The sequence below is a fragment of the Meridianimarinicoccus roseus genome, assembly GCF_003172915.1.
GTDB classification, from domain to species: Bacteria; Pseudomonadota; Alphaproteobacteria; order Rhodobacterales; family Rhodobacteraceae; genus Meridianimarinicoccus; species Meridianimarinicoccus roseus.
The window spans coordinates 1-23,892 of the sequence record NZ_QGKU01000028.1 but is presented as its reverse complement, the minus strand read 5'-3'; the positions used below and the strand labels follow the sequence as shown (position 1 = coordinate 23,892).

Here is a 23,892-nt window from a genome sequence, read left to right as displayed (position 1 = left end):
AGTCCCAGATCGCGGCCCTCAGCAGAAGGTGCCTGCCAGACGCCGCTTACAAAACTCGCGAAGCTACGCCCTCAATGCGCGATGCAGGGGGCCGCAGCATGAGCTGAACGACAAGATAGCCGCTTTAGGGCGGACGAACGGGCCGAGGCCTGAACGACCTAGCGTTGCTGGAGAGACGAGCGCACCAAAACAACCGACTTATTCAACACAATCCGCCCGTTGCGCCCTACGTCGGGTGGCTCGGTTATCCTGGAGAGGTTCCCAACAGTTCTTCGACTTCTTGCACCCTGGCCACGCCAAGTACGTTAGACGTTCCACTTTTTCTATGTGTTCGCTACCGATAGCATGGATAGGCTCGGCGCTGGCTGGAGTTCGTCAAGCTGACGATGATCTCCACTCTGCAACTTGATGATCGGCGCGGATTGCGAAGCGGCGTGCCTGTAGGCCAGCGAAGACTGCCGTCAGTTCGTCTCCTGTTGTACCGACCGGCAACGATGCCCGTGCCTCCACAAGAAACCGTTCTGCCGTCGTGGGCGCTGCTAGCCAAGCCTCAGACCACCAGGACTGTATGAGCTCTGCGCTGCGTTCGAGCGTGTCGGCTGACGGCAGCCTGGCGCGCTTGCCGTGTCGGTTCACCGATGGGCTGCTTGGAAGGAGGTTCCAGAGATCTTCGCATGGCCAGGCCGAGAACGGAAAGCAGTGATCAATGTCGATATTATTTCGTCTGAGGCTCTGCCCCGTCCAGACGCATTTCAGATCTCCCGTTTCAACCAACTGGAGCGCGCGCCGTCGTGCGAAGCTGACATTCCGACCGGGGTCATGCCACGCCATTGCAGCTGCGACCAGACCGGGGTCTATACGTCGCCCCTGCCGCATGGCGTAGCCTTCCATGACGCGGGTCCATTCCGCAATGAGCGCGGGCTCGATCCAGGCATCGAACCGGGCAAGGGCGCGCCACAGATGCAGTGGCACGCGCATCTCGCCGAACGACCAGAGGTACGACGCGTCCAGCCGAGCCGCTGAGCCGGAACGCGCAGTCCTGCCGCGGCGCGTTGGCAGGATTGGTTCGGACGATCCCGGATAGGTCATGAACGTCGCGGGCATTCTCGTGATCGTGGTCGCGGCATCGCGGAGCACGCCGTGCAATGCCTTTGCACGCAGCTCGGCGAAGCTCGCGCCGACGCGAAGTTCGATAGCGGCAATCTCGCGGATCCCGCTCCATGTCTCACCTACAAAACCCAAGCCTTCAGTTCCTCGGTTCCCCGGCGTCTGCGGAAGGCCAGCATCAATGAGCGGCTTGTAGAGGCGTACCCAGTTCAACGCGATCAACCCAAGCGGCAGTTCAACTGTTTCCTCGTCGGTGATCCGTGCGAGCCCCTGGGCGCTATCCGCGGCGCGCGCCAATGCCCGCAAAAGTCCAAGCTTATAGGTCGACGACTTCTGATCGTTCAGGATGACATGCCGCAAAAGCGGAAGTGCACCGGTGCCGTCATCGGGAAGCTTGAGAACGAGGGTGGCCCAGGTGATGTCCGGGCGACCCAGCTGGTCCTCCGCCCGTACCTCACGCAGCAGCACAATGCCTTGTGCGCGGGCAAGGTGAGCCACCTCGTCGACCGATACCGAATGCATACCTCTCGACCGATCCGGAGGTCCCAGCCGAAGCGAGACTATCAGGGAGCCACCGGGCTTGAGCAGGCCGACCACCTTGCGAAACGCCCGGACCCGATCTGTCGGCGCCACGTGCTGCCAGACAGCAGAAAGCAGGATCAGATCGAACGACGCGCCGAAACGAAGGACCGCCTCCAGCCCCGGAAGCTGTTCGGCAAGCCATGTGATGCGCGCATCGGGATGCTGACGTTGGCCCGCCTCGCGCATGGTGGCGGAGGGCTCGACAGCCAGGACGTCGTGGCCCTTTTCAGCCAGCCATGCGGCGTCACGGCCAGAGCCTGCCCCGATATCAAGGATGGCAGACGGCGCTGTCGGAAAGCAGTCCAGAACGTCCTTGTAAAGGTTCTCCGACGGCACCGCCTGGTACTTATCTGCAAGTGCCCGTCCGTTATCCCCTTCATAGGCATCATTCATCAGACCGGTGCCTCGCCTTGGCCGTTGGTGCACGATCAATCCCGAAATCCATGTGGCAATGGCCCCAGCGGTTTTGCAATACCGCCTGAACTCCAGCGAGTTCCGCCGAATTGTGATCAGGGATTTCCACGATCAACAATACTGCGCGCGTTGGATCCGTGATCTGGCGGCGGGTGTCTCGAGGTTGCGATACCGCCCTCCCGAATACCGGCGACAGTCAAGCGCATGGCCGTTGGCTATCGCGATCGCACCGATATCCGTGCCATCTAGAAAGCAGACCCCGACCCAACGATCATATGTCCGTTCTCCGTTCAATTGACAGGTCACGGTTTTGCCGCGCAGAAGGCGGGTCATGAACGTACGGGCATCACGCCCGATCCGGGTCGAGGTCTCGGGCCCGTCGACGCCGTTGAGCCGAACAGGGGTTCCGGCAACCACGATCGTATCGACATCACGCACCGTAGAAACCCTTCCCTCGATGATGCGACTGGCAAAGGCGGAGTCCGCGGCAAGGCAAAGAAAAACCATGAGCCTCAGCATCAAGCTGCTCCCCGCGCGGATGCTTCTGAAACTCGAACAGTATCGCATGTGTCCCAATGACATGGCGTCGTGCCAAGGGCCAGCGCCAGCGTCGATCTGGTCGCGCGAAACCGGAAGGCGCCTTCACTCAAAGCTCTTCCGCGCAGCCCTATGGCTCCGGTCTGGCTTTCTGCGGCAGCAATGCGCTAACAATTGATCGACCGGAAGAACTTCGTTTCGCAACTTGCGAGTGTCTATGGGGTCCATGAAAGTTTACCAGACTGCCATCCTGGCCGCTGCCCTTTCGATGAGCGTCGCGCCAGCAAGTGCAGCGCGTCTTACCGGCGTGGCGGAGGTCATCGATGGTGATACCCTGAAGATCGGCGTGACGACCGTGCGTCTTTCCGGCATCGATGCGCCGGAGGCGGGCCAGGCGTGTGAGCGGGCCACCGGTCGACCTTGGCGATGCGACGAGGCGGCGACGGGTCTCTTGGAGGAACTTGTCACCGGTCAGGTCACAGAGTGCGAGGTCGAGGATGCCGACCAGTACGGGCGGATGATCAGCACTTGCTACGCTGACGGGGTCAATCTGAACGAAGCCCTCGTTGACGCTGGGCTCGCCTGGGCGTTCATCCGATACTCGAATACCTTCGCGGTATCTGAGCAGGCCGCCCGCAAAGCCGGCCTCGGGATTTGGCGAGAAGGGTCCGAGCCCACGGCGCCCTGGGTCTACCGCGCAAACCGTTGGGAGCGCGCGGCCGCAAGCTCTCCGCGTCCCGGCTGTCCGATCAAGGGTAACATCAATTCAAAGGGGGAGCGCATCTATCACACGCCGTGGTCGCCCTGGTATGCGCGCACGAAGATCAATACTGAAAAGGGCGAGCGATACTTCTGCGACGAGGCAGAGGCCGTCTCCGCAGGATGGCGGGCGGCGCGCTCGAGGTGAAATTCGACGATGTCACGCATCTAGATCAGCTGCGAACTGGAAACCCTTATGCACCCTCGGTCATCCCAAGCGGCGTTGTTGCAAAAGTCTGACGACCAAGGATTCACTTCGTGAATCCATGCCGTTAGATGACCCTCATGAGCAAGCCATCACCCGCCCGCTATCGCACCATGAACTGGTCCAGCTACAACGCATCGCTGCGCAAGCGGGGGTCCCTGCTGATCTGGGTCGACAGGAAGATGACCTGGCTGGCGCCGCGTGACGGACGGCCAGGACGCCCGCCGATCTTTTCCGATGCGGCCGTGCAGTTTTGCCTGTCGATCAAGGTCCTGTTCAAACTGCCGCTGCGCCAGACCGCCGGGATGGTGGCAAGCCTGCTGCGAATGGCGGGGCTGGACTGGCCGGTGCCCGACTTTTCCACCCTGTGTCGCAGGCAGAAGACACTGGCCGTGCAGATCCCCTATCGCCGCGCCGACGGGCCGCTGAACCTGCTGGTGGACAGCACCGGCATCAAGTTCCTCGGCGACGGCGAATGGCAAGCCCGCAAGCACGGCGTGCAGCGCCGCCGCCAGTGGCGCAAGGTGCATCTGGCGATGGACCCGGCCACATCCGACATCCGGGCCGTGGAGTTCACCCCCAGCCGCGACGGCGACAGCCCCGTGCTGCCGGACCTGCTCGGGCAGATCCCGGCCGATGAGCAGATCGGCACGGTGACCGCCGATGGTGCCTATGACACGCGCCGCTGCCACAAGGCCATCACCGCCCGTGACGCCACCCCGATCATCCCGATCCGCAGGAATGGGCGGCTATGGAAAGACGATTGCCCGGCGGCACGGGCCAGAAACGAAACCCTGCGCGCCACCCGGCATTACGGCAGAGCCTTCTGGAAACGCTGGACGGGATACCACGCCCGCAGCCGCATCGAGGCGAAGATGCGGGGGCTGAAATCCTTCGGCGAGCGCATCATGGCAAGAGACCCCGACCGCCAGACCGCCGAAATCCACATCCGCACAGCCCTCATGAACCGCTTCAACGCCCTCGGCACCGCCGAGATCATCCGCGTGGAATGACGTCAGCGGGGTAAGGGGCAGTCACGCCTCAGGCGAGTGTAATGCAACAACGCCACCCGCCTCGGCCGTTGGTTTTGCATGGGGCTTGTGACCAGGGCAGAAAGGACCGTTTTAGGAGATCAAGTTGTGTCAAGAGGTTTTTGTCCGGCAGATGCAATTCGATGAGGCGGTCTCTGGAAGTGGCTTGCGCATCGCTCACGGAGCAAGCTCGGCCTACACGTCTTCGAGGGCGGCTTTTGGCCGATCTAGCAATGAGATGTTTAAGCTGCCAATCTCGGAATGCATGTGGCCGCCCCAAAAATGGCGGCTACTGCGGTGTGGTTAGCAGTCCTGGCAGGTCACCCCAAGAGCTGATCAGCGTGCCAGATATGAGAAAGCCGACTTCGGCGCGCCGCCGGAGAACTCGGGTGGCGTCGATCAGTGTGCGGACCTCCTCATCTTTCAGTTCCTTCACCCCAGGAGCGACGCTGCGTGATATCGTGGACTGCGGAACTCCGGACTTAAGCATCTCAATCAAGGCAAGGTCTTGGAGAAGCAACAGCACTCCAAAAACGATTGGGATCGATCCCGCACGAGCTACCCAAGTCCAGTCCCCTGTGCCCCACGAGATGGAAGCTGCAAAGAGTATGGACAGGACTGAGAAAAGAGCCATTTCATAGATTCGCCTGCGGATACCGAGAAGCGCCCGCATGTCCGGCGTCGTTTCCCGAAGGAACGCGCGTCGCAAGCGCTGTCTGACCTCGAACATCCTAGCCATGATGAACATACTCCCTGATGCTAAATGCATTGGCAACTTCTTCGCAGACAAAGCCCGACGAACGCGGGAAGCTGTGGACCACGGCCTGCGTCAGAACTCATGCGTTTCTGTCACCGGCGAAAAGGACCGTTTCTGTCCCGCACCGAAAGCCGCCGATCGTCGGAAGTCGGCTTCGGTCCCGCACTGCTGACCTCGGCCTGCCTAGGCGTGCTGCACGGTGCCTTGAATGACCGGTTCGGGAAAGCCGCGCTGCGGCGTTGGTGATCCTCGTGAACGTCGGCTGTGTGCCGTGAGCCACGACCGCGTCAATGCTGCAACTGCGAAACTTGCCAGTGACCTGCCACGCCCATCTTCCGGCAGATCTCGCCAACGCTCGTGCCGGCTTCCGCCTGCCTCAGCGCGAACGCCACCCGCTCATCAGTGAATCGTTTCTTCGGCATCTGGGCACTCCTCTCGCTTCCGAAGTGTGCCCGAAAATTCGCGGTCAGAACGGACCAGTTTCAGGGGTCAAGACCAGACCAAATCACCATGCTCCAAAAGGCTTTTCGCTCACGAGACGCATGCCGAGATGTGCCGGTGGTGAGCCGACGGCGCATCCGCCGCGAGCGGGGTCGCGGATGAGGTAGGACATTGCGGCGACATGTTCGCCTGCTACGTAAAAGGCTGGGCACCGGGCCGGATCGGTGTCATCCGATGCGCCGGAAAAGCATTCCTGCGTCCACTCCCATACGCTGCCATCAAGGTCGGCAATGCCTTCGGGAGAGGTCGAGAAACTTCCCCGGGCCTTGAGCGCGCGCGGAGCCAGGCCCTCGGTCAGATATGCCGACGCCCAAGTGAGAGAAGGATCGGTGAAAATCGGGTCGGCTTGATCCGGCAGAACGGACGCCGCCATCTGGGTCCACTCGTTTACAGTCGGCAGGCGAAAAGCTGCGCCGGTCGTGTTATTGGTCCAGGCAAGGTATTCGCTGACATCGACATAGCTCAGGCCGGTTGCAGGAGTTACCTTAGGGTCCTGGTCTGGCCGCACCCGCAGTTGCATGGTGCAGCCTCCCATTTCGTGGCAAAGGTTCCATTCAGACACGCTGACCTCGTACCTTTGGACATACAGCTGTGCTCCACCAGACAGCGTGACCGGGTGTGGGGCCATTTCCAAGAACGGACCCGGATCATGCCCTGCGCCGCGCGGGGGCAGCGCGGTGCCGAGAAGCACCGCCGCGGAGACCAGCAGCGCAACCAGAAGAAGGGAGACCTTCAGGCCGGGCTTCAATGTCTTCGCGGCAGTCATCAGTCAGCTCCTCCAACTTAGCTTTCGAAGGGGCGCGGTTCCACGACCTGTTCCATCAGGGTGTTGTCCCAGTCGCCCTCGACCACGAAATGCGCGGTTCCGCCCAGCATCGCGCCGATGATCAGGTTGTGGTTCACGTAGGCGTAGACCCCAGGCTGCTCGAAGGTGTACATCGCCGCTGCCGCGCTGCCGCCGCGGACGAACCATGTCTCCATCCCGGTCAGGGGAGCATCGGTGAAGGAGCTTTCCCAGACATAGTTTCCATGCCCGCCGATCAGGTGCGGGCGACTGTCCACGTTACAGGAGTTATGGATCATCAGGACGGTCTCACCGACCTTGGCCTTGAGCGCACGCTCTCCGGTAAGGGCTCCGACAGCGCCGTTGAACACCTGGTGCGTCGGCACGAGCGAGCGCATCGCCTCAAGACTATCGGCGTAGTCGTCGCCAGCGGCGCCGTACGTTTTGTAGTCACCGTTCTCGTCGGTTGGCAGATAGTAGTCCTGTTCCCCGATGTAGGCGATGCTGTCATAGCGTAGCGGATTGCCCTGCGCGTCCTTTAGTCCGTCTCGTGGCAACACCATGACTGCGCCGTTCATGCCGTGGGCCACGTGATACGGAATCATCGCACCACCCGGCGCACAGTGATAAGTGAAGCAGCCCGGTTTTGTGGCCTTCCAGCGCAGCACGCATTCCTCGCCGGGGTAGACATGGGTCAGGCCGCCTCCGCCCAAGGCACCCGTGGAAGCGTGGAAGTCGATGTTGTGCTCCATCATCGACGCGGCGGGGTTGCGCAGGGTAAGCTCGACCATGTCGCCTTCGTGGCAGATGATCAACGGACCGGGAACAGAGCCATTATAAGTCAATGCCCAAACGCTAGCACCAGTGTCTTCGTCCACGACTATCAGGCGTTCTTCGGTAACCATGGTGATCTCGATGATCTTGGGACCTCCCGTGGCGATCTGCTCGTGTCGCGGGGCAAAGGGCGGCGCGACGAGTTCCTGTTTGACGCGAGTGTAACCTGACAGATCGGCTGGTTTCGCGGTGCTGTCCGCAACCTGTGTGGCGGCTGCCTTGTGCAGGTTGCGCGATATCGCGTCGGCCTTCAGCGGCTGCTGCGGGCGGCGGGCGGCGGTTGCGCTCGCTCCGGCCATGGCCGCGGCGCCGACCAGCATCGTTCCGCGCAACACGTTGCGACGGCTGGTTTTCGTCAGGCCTGGATTGATAAACTTGGGCATTCTTTCCTCCTGGGAAATGGGTGCGGCGGAGATACCGGCGCACCGCTGCATCACATGTTTCTGAGTTGCTCTTCGAAGCGGGCCTTGGCTTTTTTCGGCACACGGCCTTCAAGAAAGCCGTCAGGCACCTCGACGTTTCCAACGGCAATGGTCATCACCATGCCCATGGCGTAGTGCGGCTTGCAGGCCACGGCGTAGACGCCCTCGGTGTCCAGGGTAACCACGATCTCTTCGTTGATCTTGCCCTTGAAGCCCTCGGCTCCCCCGGGGATCATATCGCCGACGGTCTCAGCGTTGTGGCCCTTGTCGGCGGCAATGAATTTGATCGTGTCGCCGGGTACGGCCTGAACAAAGGCTGGCTCGAAGACCATGCGCTCGCCATCGGCGCCCATGTTGAGCATCTTGACTTCGAATGTTTCGGCAAAGGCAGCGCCGCCCATCAGGACCGCGAGTGCCAGACCGGTTGCCAGTGTGTGGATCATCGGTTCTTCCTTTCAGATCGCTTTTTCGGTTGACTGAAAGATATCGTGGCCGCGCCGGGCGTTTTTGCGCTGGAACAAACTTCCGAGCGAAGACCTGCAAATCTCGTGTTGGTCTGGGCCCCCGGAATGTGGCACACCCCTCGACATGGAGGCTTTGCCCGCACGAAAGACCCTGCCGCGACTCGACGAGAGCCTGTTGACGCACCTCCCTCCGTTTTCGCGCCTTGAGAAACGGCAGATACGCAGGATTCTCGATCAGGCGTCGTCACGCCGATACGACAGGGGCGTGGCGGTCTTTCAGGAAGGACACCCGGCAGAGCGTTTCTTCATGCTTCTCGACGGCTATGTCCGGGTCGTGCGGATTACTCCCACCGGCGAGCAAGTCACAGCGCTGCACATCCCTCCGGGCCAACTGATCGGTATCGCCCGTGCTATTGGACGCGATACCTATCCCGCAACCGCGATGACAGCGTCGGACGCACTTGCACTCAGCTGGCCGATGCACCTGTGGAACAGCTTCATCGTGGAATACGATGGCTTTTCTACCGAAAGCTACAAGATGCTCGGCCACCGGCTCGGCGAGGTGCAGAACAAGATCGTGGAAATGGCCACCCAACAAGTCGAACAGCGTGTCGCGAACGCGCTTTTGCGCCTAGTCAATCAGACGGGCCGCAAGGTCGAAAGCGGTATCGAAATCGACTTCCCGATCACGCGACAGGATCTATCTGAACTGACCGCGACCACGCTGCACACCGTCAGCCGCCTTCTCAGCGGATGGGAGAAGCAGGGTCTTGTGGAGAGCCGCCGCAAGCGCATCGTCGTGCGCGACCCGCACGCGCTGGTCATTCTCAGCCAAAAGTGACGGCCGTCATCCCTGATCCGCCGCCTGTCTGAGCTCCGCAAGGAAAGTTTCTTCGTTGAGGTCATACTCGGCACACGCGTCGGTCACGGTGTGAAACGGGCTGACAAGACAACCGACGCAAAGCATCTTGTGCCGCACGAAGACCGGGATCGTTCGCGGCCATGCCGTCATCAGGTCAGCTAGAGGCAGATCGGGGTCGTCCAAACGCAGGCGAGCCATGAGAGTCTCCTTTCACAAATCACCTTAGCCGACCAATCGGGCCAAACTTTGCGCTGGCACAAACTTCGGCCTCGGGGTTGCGGCTACGACGGGGCATCCCGCTTTCAAGGAGGCCGAACATGGCTGAAATTCTCACGAAATCTCGGGCGCGAAACATCTTCTACGGGGGCTCGATCTTCTTCGTCGTGGTCTTCGTGATGATGACCGTCCACTCGCATCGCTACGTGGTGCGGACCTCGACCGCCGGAATGCCTCTCAACGAAGAGGTCGTTCACGGAAAGCACGTCTGGGAGAAAAATTCCTGCATCAACTGCCACAGCTTGCACGGCGAAGGCGCCTATTTTGCGCCGGAGCTGGGCAACGTCACGACCCGCTGGGGCGTACAGGACAGCCCGGATGACGCGTTTTGGATGTTGAAGGGCTGGATCGAAAGCCAACCGAGCGGCATCGAAGGGCGCCGCCAGATGCCCCGCTACGAACTGACCGACGAGGACATTCGCGGCCTCGCGGAATTTCTGCGGTGGGCCGATCAAACGGACACTCAGGGCTGGCCGCCCAATGACGCCGGTTAAGGAGGCGAAGCTATGAAATATCAATCTCAGAAAGTGGCGTACTGGTACATTCTGGCCGCGATGGCCCTATTCGGCATCCAGGTGCTGGGCGGGCTGCTGGCGGGTTGGATCTACGTCTCGCCCAACTTCCTGTCGGATCTGCTGCCCTTCAACGTGATCCGGATGATCCACACCAACGCACTGATCGTCTGGCTTCTGCTGGGCTTTTTCGCGGCGGCTTATTTCCTTGTCCCCGAAGAATCGGAGCGCGAGATCTGGTCAACGAAACTCGCCTATCTTCAGCTCATCATCCTGTTGGTGGGCACGCTGGGTGCGGTGGGCTCCTACCTCGTGGGCATCCACGGCGGGCGCGAGTTCCTCGAACAGCCCCTTTGGGTCAAGTTCGGCATTCTCGTCGCCGCACTGATCTTCCTGTTCAACATCTCCATGACCGTGCTGTCGGGCAGGAGGACCGCGATCACCAACGTGTTGCTCTTGGGCCTGTGGCTGCTGTCGCTGCTCTGGGTTTTCGCCTTCATCAACCCTGACAACCTGAGCCTCGACAAGATGTACTGGTGGTTCGTCGTCCACTTGTGGGTCGAAGCAACCTGGGAGTTGGTTATGGCCGCGATCCTGGCGTTCCTGCTGCTCAAGTTGACCGGCGTCGACCGCGAAGTGGTAGAAAAGTGGCTCTACGTCATCGTTGCCACGGCGCTCTTCTCCGGCATCCTCGGCACTGGGCACCACTTCTACTGGATCGGCCTGCCGGGCTACTGGCAGTGGGTCGGCTCGATCTTTTCGACCTTCGAGGTGATCCCCTTCTTCCTAATGATGTCCTTCGCCTTCGTCATGGTGTGGAAGGGCCGCAAGAACCACCCGAACAAGGCCGCCCTTCTGTGGTCGTTGGGATCCTCCACCGTCGCGTTCTTCGGTGCAGGGGTATGGGGCTTCCTGCACACGCTGCACGGGGTCAACTTCTACAGCCATGGGACACAGATCACCGCAGCCCACGGCCACCTTGCTTTCTATGGCGCCTACGTGGCCCTGAACCTCGCGGTCTTCACCTATGCGATGCCGATGCTGCGCCAGCGCGAACCCTACAACCAGGTACTCAACATGGCGAGCTTCTGGCTGATGACCGGGGGAATGGCGTTCATGACCTTCGTGCTAACCTTCGCCGGCACCATCCAAACGCATATGCAGCGCGTGGTGGGCGACTACTACATGGACGTGCAGGACAGCCTGTCGATCTTCTACCTGATGCGTTTCGGCGCAGGGGCAGCGGTGGTGATCGGGGCTCTTCTCTTCATCTACTCGATGCTAGTCGTGCGTCGGAGAGAGGTCATCGCCCCCGGCCCCGCCAACCCTGTTCCGGGAGAGTGAGCGATGAACATGCAAAACAAGCCTACCTTGCCCTTCTACCAGCCTACGGGTCGCGAATGCGAACTGTTCGAGACGGCCTGCGACAACGGTTTGCCCCTTCTCCTGAAGGGGCCGACCGGCTGCGGCAAGACCCGCTTTGTCGAGCACATGGCGGCTCGGCTGGGCAAGCCGCTCTACACCGTCGCTTGCCACGATGACCTGTCGGCGGCCGACCTGATCGGGCGCTACCTGCTCAAGGGCGGCGAAACCGTCTGGGTCGACGGTCCCTTGACCCGCGCCGTGCGCGAGGGTGGGATCTGTTACCTTGATGAAGTTGTCGAGGCGCGCAAGGATGTCACAGTGGTCCTGCACCCGCTGACGGACACGCGGCGCACCCTGATGATCGACCGAACGGGCGAGGAACTGGCGGCGCCTGCGGGTTTCATGCTCGTGGCATCCTATAACCCAGGCTACCAGAATGTGCTCAAACGGCTGAAACCATCCACCCGGCAGCGGTTTCTGTCGATCTCATTCGATTTCCCCGATGCCGAAACTGAGATCGCCGTTGTCGCGGCCGAAAGCCGACTGGATCCGGGGCGCATAGCGCCGTTGGTCCGGCTGGCCGGGCATATCCGGAGGCTGTCTGGCATGGATCTGGAAGAGGGCGTTTCGACCCGCCTGCTGATCTATGCCGCCACGCTGATGGAGAACGGGTTGGGCGTCATTCAAGCGTTGGAGGCCGCCATCATCGAACCTCTCAGCGACGAACCGGACGTGCAGCAGGCGCTGCGTGACTTGGTCGAAACGATCTACGGGTAAACGCGATGCATCTTCTCGATCTGATGGAACCGGAAGAGACCGTCGGCAACCTCTGGCACGACGTGGCCAGCAGGATCGGCGCGGAGGTCAGTTACCCCGAGGCGAGCGTCACGCTTGCCTCGGTCCGCCCCAGCCTTGCCGTGCTTTTCAGATCGCTTGGGGGCGCGCCGGGAGTGGAACTTTCCGAGTCCGCCGCGACATTGGTGCGCCACCGTCTGCCTTTGCGCCGCAAGCTTGGGGCCGAGCGGGATCATGAATGGCTCGCCCGGTTCGACGGTGAACGGTTGGCCCTGCCGCCCTTCCTCGCCACCTTCCCCGAACGGGGCCTGAACCGCGCCGCCTATTTCTGGCTGACGGCGCTGGCGGCGTGCTCGGACATTGCGACCTTCGATTTCGCGGTGGACGGTTCCGCCCTCGACTGTGCCCGGATCCGCGCCAACATGGCGGCGGCGGACGCGGCCTATGCCGCCTGTCCCGGATTGCGGCAAAGCTACGCGCAGATGGCCCGGATCTGTAGCCAGACGCGTCCGGAGGTCCTGCGCCCCGCGCACGAGGCGGCAATGGAAAACGCCATTCTGGACCAGCTCTGCGGCGCCGCGCCCAAGACCGCGCTCACGCCAGCACCAGTCACGCGCGGTTACATGCCGGCGGCCCCCGTGCCTATCTGGCTACGATTTGCCAACCCCGGCTCGGGCTCCGCAGCGGGGGACGAAGAGGCCGATCCAGCAGCCCCACCACCCAATGCCGCCTATACCAGCCGCAAACTCGGGGAGCGCAGGGATCAGGATCAGCAGAACCGCAAAGACAGCTTCATCATTCATCGGTTCGAGTCGATCCTGTCCTGGGTCGAGTCGATGAACATCAACCGCAGTGTCGATGACGATGACGACGAGAACGCCCAGAAAGCCGCCGACGACCAGGACCGGATCACCCTGTCGAAACAGAACCGCAAGGCCGCGACCCGCCTGCGCCTGCATCTCGACCTGTCGCCGACCGATGCCGAGCACGAAGCACTGGCCGGAGAACACACCTATCCCGAGTGGAATCACCGAAGCCGCAGCTACATGCCGGGTCACTGCCGCGTGCTGGAAGCGCCTGCGCGTTCCGGGGGTATGCCCTTCGTGCCCAATGCCCGCCGCATGCGAGAGGTTCGCCGCCAGTTCGAGGCGCTGCGCCCGCGCCGGATCCTGCAACCGCGCCAGGTGGATGGGTCCGAGTTGGACCTCGACGCCCTGCTGACCGCCCGCGCCGACCTGGCCGCTACGGGACGCGGTTCGGACCGCATCTGGCAATCGGCGCGCCAGACCGAGCGTGACCTCTCCGTGGCCTTCCTGATCGACACATCTCGTTCCACCGAGGCCGCCATCGGCGACACTTCGGTGATCGAGGTCGCGCGCGAAGCGATGGCGGCGCTGGCCGGGGGGATCGACGCGGCGGGCGACCGGCTGGGCATCTGGGGCTTCTCGTCCCTGCGCCGGGACCGGGTGTTTCTGACGTGCTGCAAGGAATTCGACGTCCCCATGTCCGCGGACATCACCGCCAATATCGGTGCGCTTTCCCCCGGCCATTACACGCGCCTCGGCGCCGCGATCCGCCATGCCAGTGCACAACTTGCCGATCAGCCAAGCGCCCGCAAGCTGCTGATCGTGCTGACCGATGGCAAGCCCAATGACCTCGACCACTACGAAGGCCAGCACGGCATCGAGGACAGCCATATGGCCGTGCGGGAGGCCCGCAATGCCGGGCAGAGCTTGCACGGCATTATTATCGACGAGGATGGGCAGGACTGGTTCGCGCGCATCTTCGGGCGCGGCGGCTTCACCCTTCTGCCCCATCCCGAACGCCTGACCCGAGCCTTGCCGGACATCTACCGAACCCTGACATTGGAGTCCTGACATGCACAGACTGATCTTCACCATCGCCACTCTCGTGTCTTCGCCAGCGCTTGCCGAAGGCTTTGACCGGCCGATCCCGCAGGCCCAGTCGGCCACCGCCGAATTCTGGTACGCGATGGCCTGCATCGCGCTGATCGCGTCGATGGTTGCGGTCCATAAGCTCGTGGCCCGGCGATGACCCGGCAGGGCTGGTCCACCGAGTACATCGCGCTGGCGCTCTACCCGTTCGGGGTCGGCGCCGCGGCGGTGAACGTCTTTTTCGCCTCGCTGGTCTTGAGTTGGATCGACGGGCCGGTCGCCTCGACGGCCTGGTCACTGGGACTGGGCTGTCTTATCGGGGCACCCGCGACGTGGTACTTCGCCCGGCATATTCGTCACCTGATGGACGTGGCCGACGGAAGGGAGGCGTCATGAGGATCGACATGCGAACCGGCCAACCCACCATCGACGCGACCGATCTCGGAGGCCTTCTGAACCTGACGCCCGAAGAGGTAAGGGAAAGGTTGCGCGTCGGCCGGATCACGACGCGGCTGGAAACCGGCGAGGGCGAGGACGCCGGAAAGATGCGGCTCAGCTTCTTTCATGATGACATTCGCGTTAGGCTGACCTGTTCCGCAGACGGGACGGTGCTCAAGACACTGCGCACCAAAGCAGGACAAAGCTGATGGCAAAGACATCGGCAGAACAGATGCGGGCGTGGAAGGGGCCAGCGCTCTTTAGCTTCGGCTTCCGGCCCTTCTTTTTCTTCGGTGCGCTCTGGGTTGCGTTGGCAATGCTTCTGTGGTTGCCCGCCTTGTCAGGCGCTCTTTCGCTGCCTACGCGCTTCGACCCGGTGTCCTGGCACGCACACGAGTTCTTGTTCGGCTATCTCGGTGCGGTTCTGGCAGGGTTCCTGCTGACGGCGGTGCCGAACTGGACGGGACGCTTGCCGATGGTAGGCTGGCCGCTGGCGGCGCTCTTTGCACTCTGGGTTGCAGGGCGCGTGGCGGTGCTTATTTCGGGCCACTTGCCTGCGGCGGTCGCGCCTGCCGTCGATCTGGCTTTCCCTCTGGTTCTGGGCGGCCTGATCCTGCGCGAAATCGTGGCGGGCAGGAACTGGCGCAACCTGATCGTGCTGGGTCTGTCGGCCCTCTTTACACTCGCCAACGGCATCTTCCATATTGAAGCGTTGAGCGGGGCTTATGCTGCGCAAGGGATCGGTCTGCGCCTTGGCCTTGCGACCGGCATCATGATGATCGCGGTTATCGGTGGGCGGATCATCCCATCTTTCACCCGTAACTGGCTGGCCAAAGAAAACGATCCTGCGCGGCCCGCGCCGCCGATGCAGCGCTTTGATACGGCAGTGCTGCTGGCCAGCCTCGCCATCCTGATCCTCTGGGTCGTCCGGCCAATCGATATCCGGACCGGCATGGCGCTGATCCTTTTCGGCGGTCTGCACCTAGTCCGGCAGGCCCGTTGGCAACCCCACCACACGCTGCGCGAACCTCTGGTATGGGTGCTGCATGCCGCATACCTGTTTATTCCGTTGGGTGCCTTCGCGCTTGGCTTCGATCAGATCATGGGCAATCCGGGTACTGCCGGGGCGCAGCACCTCTGGATGGCCGGGGCCATCGGCGCGATGACCCTTGCCGTGATGACCCGGGCGAGCCTTGGCCACACCGGCCAGCCACTGACCGCGAACCGGGCGACCGTGGCGATCTACCTCTGCCTTTTCGGATCAGTTCTCGCCCGGTTCTGGGCGTCCCTCCATCTGGAACTCACGCATATTGCCGGGGCGCTCTGGCTGGCGGCCTTCGCCGGGTTCGTGCACGCCTACGGCCCATCGCTCCTGCGTCCCAAACCGGAGAAGTAGTATGGGATGGACTGGATTTGCGGCCGTCTTCGCAGTCTTTTTCCTGACGCACTCAATCCCCGTGCGCCCTGCTGTCAAGTCCCGCCTTGTGGGCACAATCGGCTTACGCGGGTTCGGGGTGGCCTATTCGCTCCTATCGCTCGGGATGCTGGCATTGCTGATCTGGTCGGCGGGCGAGGCACCCTATGTCCAACTCTGGCCGCAGATGGAATGGTATCGCCATGCGGCCCATCTGGGGATGCTGGCGGTCTGCCTCATACTCGCACTGAGCATAGGGCGGCCGAACCCGTTTTGCTTCGGTGGGGTGCGGAACGACAGGTTCGATCCAACTCAGCCCGGCATCGTGCGCTGGACGCGGCATCCCGTTTTGCTGGCACTGGCGATCTGGGCAGGGGTGCACCTTTTGCCGAACGGGAACCTTGCGCATGTCATCCTGTTCGGTGTGCTGGGCAGCTTCGCCTTGGCTGGCCGGACACTGATCGATCGGCGCAAACGGCGGTTACTCGGCGCGTCGCGATGGGACGCGCTCGACACGGCCCGCAAAGCTGCTCCGCCGTTTTACGCGCCGGGTTCCTGGCGGATCCTCTTCCTCAAGCTGCTGACAGGTTTGGCGGCCTTCGCTACTCTGCTACTTGCGCACCCCTACTTGATCGGAGTGTCCGCCTTGTGACCTGAGATTCGGCAAGCAGACCACTCTGCCGAAAACACCTCTTTCTTGTGCCGGCGGCACCCTTGCGGTTCCTGGTTCAGTCGTTTTTCGGTCAACCGCGGGATTGCAGTACCCATCACTTGGATGCGGCATCGTTCAGGAAGCTCTGGATTTCATGAGCGTCGTCAAGGCCGGGCTGCTTTTCGCCCTGAAGTTCCTCGGGCACCGTCCAACCTGGATCAATGCCGGTCATGTCGGGCAGCTCGTGGGCAATGCCCTTGTGGCAGTCGATGCAGGTGCGGTCGCCCGATAGCAGGTATTTGGTATGGATCTCCGCCGCCCGCGGCGACTGACGGCTGAGGTCCATGGCCATTTCCGTATGGCAGTTTCGACATTCGAGACTGTCATTGGCCTGCAGCCGCGACCATTCCCGCTTGGCCATGACAAGCCGATGGTTGAGGAACTTTTCGCGCGTGCTGATCGTACCGAAAACATGGCCCCAAACCTCTTTGGAGGCCTGCATCTTGCGGGCGATCTTGTCGGTCCAGTCATGCGGCACGTGGCAGTCCGGACAGCCCGCCCGCACACCCGAACGGTTCGAGAAGTGCACGGTGCGCGATAGTTCCTCATAAACGTTGGCCTCCATCTCGTGGCACGAAATGCAGAATTCCTCTGTATTGGTGAACTCCAATGCCGTGTTGAAGGCACCCCAGAACACCACCCCACCGATGAAGCCGCCCAGCGTCAGGAAACCGAGGCCGAGCGTTCCGGCCGGCGTCCACAAGACCTGCCAGAACCAGCGGAAAGGCTTCAGGATCCAGCGCATGTCACTCGCTCCCGGCGCCGATGGCACCAAGCTCGGACATGTCCGTGAACGTATTCTCGATCAGGGGGGCCGTGTCGGCTTGCGGCACGTGGCACTGCGTGCAGAAATACCGGCGCGGCGACACGTCGGCAAGCATCTGCCCTTGGCGGCTCATGTAATGGGTGATCGAGATCATTGGCGCACCCGAGCCTTCGGTATGTTCGCGCCTGTGGCAGGACATGCAGCGGTTGGCATTGACCGAAAGCTGATACCCTTCGATCGAATGTGGGATCACTGGCGGCTGTTCTGGATAGGCGCGCATCTGTCGCACGTCATCGGTTACAAAGCGTTCCAGCGGTTCGGCTGGAACAGGCTCCATCGGGTTGGGAAAGGGGCCAGAGAGTTCCGGCACGCTTTGCGCGAGAACAAAGCTTCCGGCCAGACACGCGGCGAAGATGGCGGTCAGGCGAAACTGGGTCATTATACCGGCTCCACGCGTACGGCGCATTTCTTGAAGTCCGTCTGTTTCGAGATCGGGTCGGTAGCGTCCAGAGTCACCTTGTTGATAAGCTGGCTGGCGTCGAACCATGGCACGAAGATCACGCCCGAGGGCATCCGGTTGCGGCCGCGGGTTTCGACCCGGCTGCGGATTTCGCCGCGTCGCGAGACGATCCGCACCTCCATTCCCTGGTTCAGACCGCGTTCGCGCGCGTCTATGGCGTTCATGAACACCTTGGCCCCTGGGAAGGCCTTGTAGAGTTCCGGTACCCGCATCGTCATGGACCCGGAATGCCAGTGTTCCAGCACGCGGCCGGTCACCAGCCACATGTCGAACGCATCATCCGGGCTTTCTGCCGGCGGCTCGTAGGGAACCGAAAGGATCACGGCCCGCCCGTCAGGTTTGCCGTAAAACTCTACGTCGGCGCCTTCGGTCACGTATGGATCGTACCCCTCGCGGAACCGCCATTTCGTTTCTTTCCCGTTCACGACGGGCCATCGCAATCCCCGCACCTCGTCGCTCTGATAGGTGTCATAAGGGGCTAGGTCGTGACCGTGACCGCGCCCGAAGGCGGCGTATTCCTCGAACAGTCCTTTCTGGATGTAGAAGCCGAAATCCTGCGCCTCGTGGTTGGCGTACTGCTCGGGCATGTCATCGAGTGGGTAGGCGTCGACCTGCCCATTGGCAAAAACCACGTCGAAGATCGTCCGACCGCGATATTCGGGATTGGCTTCCAGAATGTCCTCGGGCCATACCTCGTCGGTGGTGAAACGCTTGGAGAATTCCGCCAACTGCCAAAGGTCCGAACGTGCCTCTCCCGGCGCGTCGACGAGCTGGTGCCATGCGTGGGTGCGCCGCTCGGCATTGCCGTAGACGCCCTCCTTCTCGACCCACATGGCCGCCGGCAGAATGATGTCGGCCGCCATTGCCGTCACGGTCGGATAGGCGTCCGACACAACGATCATGTTGTCGGGGTTGCGATAGCCCTGGTAGGTCTCGTTCTGCGAATTCGGTGCGGCCTGCAGGTTGTTGTTTACCTGGACCCAATAGAAATTCAGCACCCCGTCCTTGAGCATCCGGTCCTGCTGTACAGCGTGGAAACCGGGCTTGGTGTTCAGAAGGCCGTGGGGCAGTTTCCAGATTTCCTCGGCATGGTGCACATGCTCGGGGTTTGTCACCACCATGTCGGCAGGCAACCGGTGCGCGAAGGTGCCCACCTCGCGCGCCGTGCCACAGGCCGAGGGCTGCCCGGTCAGCGAGAAGGGCGAGTTGCCGGGTTCGGAGATTTTCCCAGTCAGCAGGTGGATGTTGTACACCATCTGGTTCGCCCAGACCCCGCGGACATGCTGGTTGAAACCCATCGTCCAGAGCGACATCACCTTGATGTCCGGGTCGGCGTAGAGTTCCGCGAGTTCTTCGAGAAAGCCGGGCTCCACTCCAGAAAGTTGGCTGACATAGTCCAGCGTGTACTCGGCGACATGCGCCTTGAACGCTTCGAAATCGGATGGCTCCATAAGCCCGGCATTGCCCGCCCCCTCGGCTGCCAGTTGCAACGGGTGGTCGTCGCGCAGGCCGTATCCGATATCCGTCGCGCCTTTCATGAAGGTCGTGTGGTCGGTGACGAACTTCTCGTCCACACGGCCGGTCTGAATGATGTGGTTAGCGATGTAGTTGAGTATCGCAAGATCGGTGCCGGGCTTGAACACCATCGGAATGTCGGCAAGGTCCATCGAGCGGTGCGTGAAGGTCGACAGCACGGCGCATTTCACGCCGGGCGTGCCGAGTCGCCGGTCAGCAAGCCGAGTCCAAAGGATCGGGTGCATTTCCGCCATATTTGACCCCCACAGCACGAAGGCGTCGGCGTGTTCAAAATCGTCGTAGCACCCCATCGGTTCATCGATGCCGAAGGTGCGCATGAAAGCGACTGCCGCTGAAGCCATGCAATGACGCGCATTCGGATCCAGGTTGTTCGAGCGGAAACCGGCTCTCATGAGCTTAGAGGCGGCATAACCCTCCATCACCGTCCACTGGCCCGAGCCGAACATGCCGATACTCTCCGGCCCTTTCTCGGCAAGCTGCTTCTTGACCCGGGCTGCCATGACATCGAAGGCCTCGTCCCAGCTGACCGGCTCGAATTCGCCATCCTTATCGAACTGTCCGTTTCGCTTGCGCATGAGCGGTGTCGTCAACCGATCCTCGCCATACATGATCTTGGACAGGAAGTAGCCCTTCACGCAGTTCAGGCCCCGATTTACCTCGTGCTGCATGTCGCCATGAGTGGCGACGACCTTGCCTTCCTTTACACCCACCATCACGCCGCAACCGGTGCCACAGAAGCGGCAGGGCGCTTTGGACCATTTAATCCTCAGCGTGTCGACACCGCCGGGAACCGGTTGAGCAAGCGCTTCATGCGGGATACCTGCCGCAGAGGCCGCGAGCGCGGCGGCGTGTGCCTTGAGCAACTGGCGTCGGGTCAGGTCGAGTGGCATGTCGTCTCCTCCGGTTCCTCGGCGTGCTCGAAGACCATGTTGGCCGCCAGAACGCCTTCCATCAGGTTGATCTCGGTGAGCTTGTCACCGAGCTGTCCAGTGCTCGTTCCCTCGATCGTTAAGATCAGGCGCGTCTCGTCGCCGCCGTGCAGCTCCACCCCGTCGATCGTCTCGACCAAACGGCGCACCTCCTGGCTGGCGCCCTCGGCGAAGGTCACTACGGCAGAGGATACGTGCCAGCGAGGGTCAGACATTTTCAGGTTCCTTTTCGACGGGGTGAATGGCTTCCGCCGGACAGGCCGCCGAGCAGGCCGCGCAGCCCGTACACCTTCCGGTATCGAGCTCAGGCAGGAAGGGCACGCCGATCCTTGGGCGCATGGAAATGGCGCTTTCGGGGCAGACATCTCGGCAGGTCATGCAGGCGATCCCGGCCTTTGCCAGGCAATCGTCGGAAATGCGCATGACATGCGCCATGGTCCAGTTGTCGGCAAAGACATTTTCCGGGCAGGCGTCGGCACAGGCACCGCAGAAGGTGCATTCCCCGACCTCTGGTTTGAGCGCTACGCCATTTGCGGCAATCTCGAGAATCGTCTCGGGGCACGCCTCGGCACAGGCGCCGCAGGATGTGCAGGCGGCCAGCGACCGCCGTGTCACGCCCGGCGGCCGTGCCAGGAAAGACCCAGATTGAGGGCGACCGCACAGCAGGTCGCGGCGGGATATGGTGGTCGCTGCCGCCACGGGCGCTCAGTGCCCCGCTGGCCCCGGCGGACCGGCCATAAGCTGGTACATCCAAACAAGGAACCCGTATCCGCCAACGGCGCCAACGGCCACAACGGGCCAAATGCCGAAGGCCAGGATCAGGAAACATGTCAGTTCCCTGCGTCGCCGCGGTTCGCGCGACGTGGAACCAAGTCCGGTTGCTTGTCGATCAGACATCGCATCCTTCCCGGCTGCGCGTCAGGTTCAGGTAAATGCTGCAGCCTAAGGCAATCATAGCAAAAGAGTGATGAAAAATTCAACACTTGTCTGCCCGCAACACGAAAGCCCGGCCCCGACAAGTGGTTCACCGGCAAGCGCACATCAGGGGGACTGGCGGCCACGGGGGCACCTATGCCCCAAACAATTCGCGAGATGGCCGCCCAATGGCCCCGAATGGGGGTCTGAAGTTTGTCTTGCGTCAAAGAGCCTTGCATCCGGTCGTTTAAGAAGGCGACATGGAACACACAGAAGCACTCAAGGCACTTGGCCTTTTCAATACGCGTGTACCGCGTTACACATCGTATCCCACGGCGGCGGTCTTCACGCCCGACACAGGCGCATCCTTTCAGAGCCGCGCACTCGAAACGCTGGATCCGCGAGACCCCGTATCGGTCTATGTCCACATCCCCTTTTGCGAGCGACTGTGCTGGTTTTGTGCCTGTCATACGCAAGGCACTAAGACCCTCAGCCCGGTGGAAAGCTATATTGAAACCCTTGAGGCGGAACTCGAGCTGGTGCGCACGAGGCTGCCCGACGGCTTGAAAATGGGCAACCTCCACTGGGGCGGCGGAACACCTACAATCTTGCCTCCCGAAATGACCCACCGCCTGGCTAGAGCGATATACAGGGTATTTCCCCCCACCGACGCGCTGGAATTCTCGGTTGAGATCGACCCGACGATGGTGGACCGGGAAAAGATTGACGCCCTCGCATCCGAAGGTATGAGCCGTGCCTCAATCGGCATTCAGGACTTCGATCCGGAAGTGCAAAAGGCCATCGGCCGTCTGCAGCCCTTCGATGTCACGCAGGTTTGTGTCAGCGACCTGCGCGCGGCTGGCATCAACTCTCTCAACACTGATCTGGTCTACGGCTTGCCGCATCAGAACCTCGAGCGTATCGATGACACGATCGACAAGGTTTTGACCTTTGCGCCCGATCGCGTCGCGCTCTTCGGTTACGCGCACGTACCCTGGGTTTCCAAACGGCAAAAACTGATCGATGAAGACGCCCTTCCGGGTGATCTGTCGCGCTACAATCTCTCCAGGCGTGCCGGGGCACGGTTTGTCGAGGCAGGCCTTACCGCTATCGGAATCGACCATTTCTCAGGCCCCGAGGATAACCTGACGAAAGCGCTCCATGCAGGACTATTGCGACGCAACTTTCAAGGATACACCGCCGATTCCTGTCAGACGCTCATCGGACTTGGCGCATCATCGATCTCTCGCTTCCCTGACGGGTACGTTCAGAACGCGCCCGCAACTGCTGCCTACAAGCAACGGATCGCAGAAGGTGTCTTTCCTGGTTCTCGTGGATACCAGATGACCGATGAAGATCATCTGCGCGCACGCGCGATAGAGCACCTGATGTGTACGTTCGCTCTTGATCTCGACGATTTGCACCGGGAATTCGGTCCATGCGCAGTGACGCTTTTGCCTATCCTGAAAGAGATGACAACACGCTTCACGCCGTTCACGAAGCTGGCCGGAAAGCGCATTGAAATTGCACCGGAGGGCCGAGCTTTGACCCGCGTCATAGCATCGGACCTGGATCAACATGTGCCAGAAGGTGTGCGATACTCACGCGCGTGCTAGGTGTTCAGTCCCGGCATCCGGTGGATTGGGTCGAGGATGAAGCGATCCGGCTCTGAGGTCCAGATCTTGCAGATGTATTCGTAGGGCGTGAGGCCGCCGAGTGTTTAGAGCCGTCGGGCGTGGTTGCAAGCTGCCATGACGTCGGCAAGGTGCGTGCGCAACTGATCGTGGCTGTCGTAGTGGTATCGCTTGACCGTTGCGTCCTTGATCGTCCGGTTCGTCCTTTCGACCTGGCCGTTGGTCCATGGATGGTTGGGCTTGGTCAGCCGGTGCTCGATGCCGTTCGCTTCGCAGATCCTGTCAAAACGCATCGGCCGAGAGAGGATCGTGGTCCGGTTCCCAGGCTGATCTGCGAACTGAATGCCATTGTCGGTTGGGACCGTGTGGACATGCTAGGGCACGGCCTCGAGCATGTGCTGCAGGAACTCCCAAGCGGTGCGCCTGTCGGCTTTCTCGACGAGCCGGGTCACTGCGAACTTGCCGGTGCGGTCGATACCGACGAAGAGATAGAGCTTGCCCTCGGCGGTCTGCACTTCGGCGATGTCGATGTGAAAGAACCCGATCGGGTAGCGTTTGAACTTCTGCCGCTTCGGCTTGTCGCCCTCGACGTCTGGCAGGCGCGAGGTGCCATGTCTTTGCAGGCATCGATGCAGTGCCGAGCGCGTCAGGTGCGGGATCGACGGCTGAAGGGCATAGAGGCAGTCGTCGAGCGGCAGCAGCGTGTGACGCCGAAAAGCGACGATCATCGCCTCTTCCGGTTCGGTCAGGACCGTCGAGCGCGGCTCTCTTGGGCCAGTTTTGAGATCCTCGACCGTCGCCCGCTTACGCCACTTCGCCACCGTCTTGGGGTTGCTCCCGAACTCTCGGCTTAGCTCCGAGAGCGAAGCTTGCGATCGCTGTATCGCAGCTCTGACGGCGTGCGTGGTCGTGGCGCTGCCATGACG

25 protein-coding genes and 2 pseudogenes are annotated in these 23,892 nt (G+C 61.7%); 13 read left to right on the top strand and 14 right to left on the bottom strand.

Annotation, left to right across the window (positions count from 1 at the left end):
- Nucleotides 1-375: 375 nt before the first annotated feature.
- Complete coding sequence (locus DKT77_RS06955) at nt 376-2,082, bottom strand: class I SAM-dependent methyltransferase (protein ID WP_109810992.1); 1,707 nt, start codon at nt 2,080-2,082, stop codon at nt 376-378.
- Nucleotides 2,083-2,214: 132 nt separating this feature from the next.
- Entirely contained in the window at nt 2,215-2,622 is a 408-nt protein-coding gene (locus DKT77_RS06950; RefSeq protein WP_238547728.1) for a thermonuclease family protein, read from the bottom strand.
- 244 nt (nt 2,623-2,866) lie between these two features.
- Between DKT77_RS06950 and DKT77_RS06945 the strand changes: the two genes are divergently transcribed.
- Both DKT77_RS06945 and DKT77_RS06940 read left to right on the top strand, forming a co-directional pair.
- Nucleotides 2,867-3,547 carry a thermonuclease family protein gene (locus tag DKT77_RS06945; protein WP_109811003.1) on the top strand — a complete coding sequence of 227 codons (681 nt, stop codon included), beginning with the start codon at nt 2,867-2,869 and terminating at the stop codon, nt 3,545-3,547.
- A gap of 137 nt (nt 3,548-3,684) precedes the next feature.
- On the top strand, nt 3,685-4,617 hold the full coding sequence (locus DKT77_RS06940; protein ID WP_109811002.1) for an IS5 family transposase: 933 nt from the start codon (nt 3,685-3,687) through the stop codon (nt 4,615-4,617).
- Nucleotides 4,618-5,712: 1,095 nt separating this feature from the next.
- Here the strand turns inward: DKT77_RS06940 and DKT77_RS06930 are convergent.
- The 4 genes and pseudogenes from DKT77_RS06930 to DKT77_RS06915 all read right to left on the bottom strand — a co-directional run.
- Nucleotides 5,713-5,814 (bottom strand): annotated as a pseudogene (locus tag DKT77_RS06930) (transposase); the annotation flags it as partial.
- 83 nt (nt 5,815-5,897) lie between these two features.
- Nucleotides 5,898-6,659, bottom strand: a complete 762-nt coding sequence (locus tag DKT77_RS06925; protein WP_238547727.1) for a formylglycine-generating enzyme family protein — start codon at nt 6,657-6,659, stop codon at nt 5,898-5,900.
- 17 nt (nt 6,660-6,676) lie between these two features.
- The gene (nirK, locus tag DKT77_RS06920) at nt 6,677-7,894 is read right to left on the bottom strand and encodes a copper-containing nitrite reductase (RefSeq protein WP_109810990.1); all 1,218 of its coding nucleotides are present in this window, start codon (nt 7,892-7,894) and stop codon (nt 6,677-6,679) included.
- A gap of 50 nt (nt 7,895-7,944) precedes the next feature.
- Nucleotides 7,945-8,376 (bottom strand): pseudoazurin, encoded by a 432-nt coding sequence (locus tag DKT77_RS06915; RefSeq protein ID WP_109810989.1) that lies wholly within the window; start codon nt 8,374-8,376, stop codon nt 7,945-7,947.
- A gap of 172 nt (nt 8,377-8,548) precedes the next feature.
- Here DKT77_RS06915 and DKT77_RS06910 point away from each other — a divergent pair, with 172 nt between their 5' ends.
- Nucleotides 8,549-9,238, top strand: coding sequence for a Crp/Fnr family transcriptional regulator (locus tag DKT77_RS06910; RefSeq protein ID WP_109811000.1), 690 nt, complete (start codon nt 8,549-8,551; stop codon nt 9,236-9,238).
- Nucleotides 9,239-9,244: 6 nt separating this feature from the next.
- Here the strand turns inward: DKT77_RS06910 and DKT77_RS06905 are convergent, their stop codons facing one another.
- Nucleotides 9,245-9,457: a DUF1858 domain-containing protein gene (locus DKT77_RS06905; protein WP_109810988.1), complete on the bottom strand. Its 213-nt coding sequence runs from the start codon at nt 9,455-9,457 to the stop codon at nt 9,245-9,247.
- 119 nt (nt 9,458-9,576) lie between these two features.
- On the opposite strand from DKT77_RS06905, the gene DKT77_RS06900 reads away from it, so the two are divergent.
- Genes DKT77_RS06900 through DKT77_RS06860 form a run of 9 tightly spaced genes read left to right on the top strand, consistent with a single transcriptional unit; the run spans nt 9,577 to nt 16,606 of the window.
- Nucleotides 9,577-10,029 (top strand): c-type cytochrome, encoded by a 453-nt coding sequence (locus DKT77_RS06900; RefSeq protein ID WP_109810987.1) that lies wholly within the window; start codon nt 9,577-9,579, stop codon nt 10,027-10,029.
- A 12-nt stretch (nt 10,030-10,041) separates the two neighbouring features.
- Nucleotides 10,042-11,391: a cbb3-type cytochrome c oxidase subunit I gene (locus DKT77_RS06895; protein ID WP_109810986.1), complete on the top strand. Its 1,350-nt coding sequence runs from the start codon at nt 10,042-10,044 to the stop codon at nt 11,389-11,391.
- A gap of 3 nt (nt 11,392-11,394) precedes the next feature.
- Nucleotides 11,395-12,189, top strand: coding sequence for a CbbQ/NirQ/NorQ/GpvN family protein (locus tag DKT77_RS06890; RefSeq protein ID WP_109810985.1), 795 nt, complete (start codon nt 11,395-11,397; stop codon nt 12,187-12,189).
- Between the two features lie 5 nt (nt 12,190-12,194).
- A complete protein-coding gene (locus DKT77_RS06885; RefSeq protein ID WP_109810984.1) occupies nt 12,195-14,084 on the top strand; it encodes a nitric oxide reductase activation protein NorD in 1,890 nt (629 codons plus the stop codon).
- Nucleotide 14,085: 1 nt separating this feature from the next.
- Nucleotides 14,086-14,262, top strand: coding sequence for a protein NnrT (locus tag DKT77_RS06880; RefSeq protein WP_109810983.1), 177 nt, complete (start codon nt 14,086-14,088; stop codon nt 14,260-14,262).
- Nucleotides 14,259-14,498 carry an NnrT protein gene (locus DKT77_RS06875; RefSeq protein WP_109810982.1) on the top strand — a complete coding sequence of 80 codons (240 nt, stop codon included), beginning with the start codon at nt 14,259-14,261 and terminating at the stop codon, nt 14,496-14,498. Before DKT77_RS06880 ends, DKT77_RS06875 begins: the two co-directional genes overlap by 4 nt.
- A complete protein-coding gene (locus DKT77_RS06870; protein ID WP_109810981.1) occupies nt 14,495-14,749 on the top strand; it encodes a DUF6522 family protein in 255 nt (84 codons plus the stop codon). The genes DKT77_RS06875 and DKT77_RS06870 overlap by 4 nt, the downstream gene beginning before the upstream one ends.
- The gene (locus DKT77_RS06865) at nt 14,749-15,936 is read left to right on the top strand and encodes an NnrS family protein (protein ID WP_109810980.1); all 1,188 of its coding nucleotides are present in this window, start codon (nt 14,749-14,751) and stop codon (nt 15,934-15,936) included. The genes DKT77_RS06870 and DKT77_RS06865 overlap by 1 nt, the downstream gene beginning before the upstream one ends.
- Nucleotide 15,937: 1 nt before the next feature.
- Nucleotides 15,938-16,606, top strand: coding sequence for an NnrU family protein (locus DKT77_RS06860; protein WP_109810979.1), 669 nt, complete (start codon nt 15,938-15,940; stop codon nt 16,604-16,606).
- A gap of 115 nt (nt 16,607-16,721) precedes the next feature.
- Here DKT77_RS06860 and DKT77_RS06855 read toward each other — a convergent pair whose 3' ends face one another.
- The 6 genes from DKT77_RS06855 to napE all read right to left on the bottom strand — a co-directional run bounded on the left by DKT77_RS06855 (nt 16,722) and on the right by napE (nt 21,314).
- On the bottom strand, nt 16,722-17,411 hold the full coding sequence (locus DKT77_RS06855; protein WP_109810978.1) for a NapC/NirT family cytochrome c: 690 nt from the start codon (nt 17,409-17,411) through the stop codon (nt 16,722-16,724).
- Between the two features lies 1 nt (nt 17,412).
- Nucleotides 17,413-17,871 carry a nitrate reductase cytochrome c-type subunit gene (locus tag DKT77_RS06850; protein WP_109810977.1) on the bottom strand — a complete coding sequence of 153 codons (459 nt, stop codon included), beginning with the start codon at nt 17,869-17,871 and terminating at the stop codon, nt 17,413-17,415.
- On the bottom strand, nt 17,871-20,378 hold the full coding sequence (napA, locus tag DKT77_RS06845; RefSeq protein ID WP_109810976.1) for a periplasmic nitrate reductase subunit alpha: 2,508 nt from the start codon (nt 20,376-20,378) through the stop codon (nt 17,871-17,873). The genes DKT77_RS06850 and napA overlap by 1 nt, the downstream gene beginning before the upstream one ends.
- A complete protein-coding gene (locus tag DKT77_RS06840; RefSeq protein WP_109810975.1) occupies nt 20,363-20,632 on the bottom strand; it encodes a chaperone NapD in 270 nt (89 codons plus the stop codon). The genes napA and DKT77_RS06840 overlap by 16 nt, the downstream gene beginning before the upstream one ends.
- On the bottom strand, nt 20,625-21,032 hold the full coding sequence (locus tag DKT77_RS21495) for a 4Fe-4S binding protein (RefSeq protein ID WP_109810974.1): 408 nt from the start codon (nt 21,030-21,032) through the stop codon (nt 20,625-20,627). Before DKT77_RS21495 ends, DKT77_RS06840 begins: the two co-directional genes overlap by 8 nt.
- Nucleotides 21,033-21,122: 90 nt before the next feature.
- Nucleotides 21,123-21,314, bottom strand: a complete 192-nt coding sequence (napE, locus tag DKT77_RS06830; RefSeq protein WP_109810973.1) for a periplasmic nitrate reductase, NapE protein — start codon at nt 21,312-21,314, stop codon at nt 21,123-21,125.
- A 278-nt stretch (nt 21,315-21,592) separates the two neighbouring features.
- Here napE and hemN point away from each other — a divergent pair, with 278 nt between their 5' ends.
- The gene (gene hemN, locus DKT77_RS06825; protein WP_109810972.1) at nt 21,593-22,948 is read left to right on the top strand and encodes an oxygen-independent coproporphyrinogen III oxidase; all 1,356 of its coding nucleotides are present in this window, start codon (nt 21,593-21,595) and stop codon (nt 22,946-22,948) included.
- On the opposite strand, the pseudogene DKT77_RS06820 reads toward hemN, so the two are convergent.
- Nucleotides 22,945-23,892: pseudogene (locus DKT77_RS06820) on the bottom strand (IS481 family transposase); the annotation flags it as partial. The gene hemN and the pseudogene DKT77_RS06820 sit on opposite strands and share 4 nt — an antisense overlap.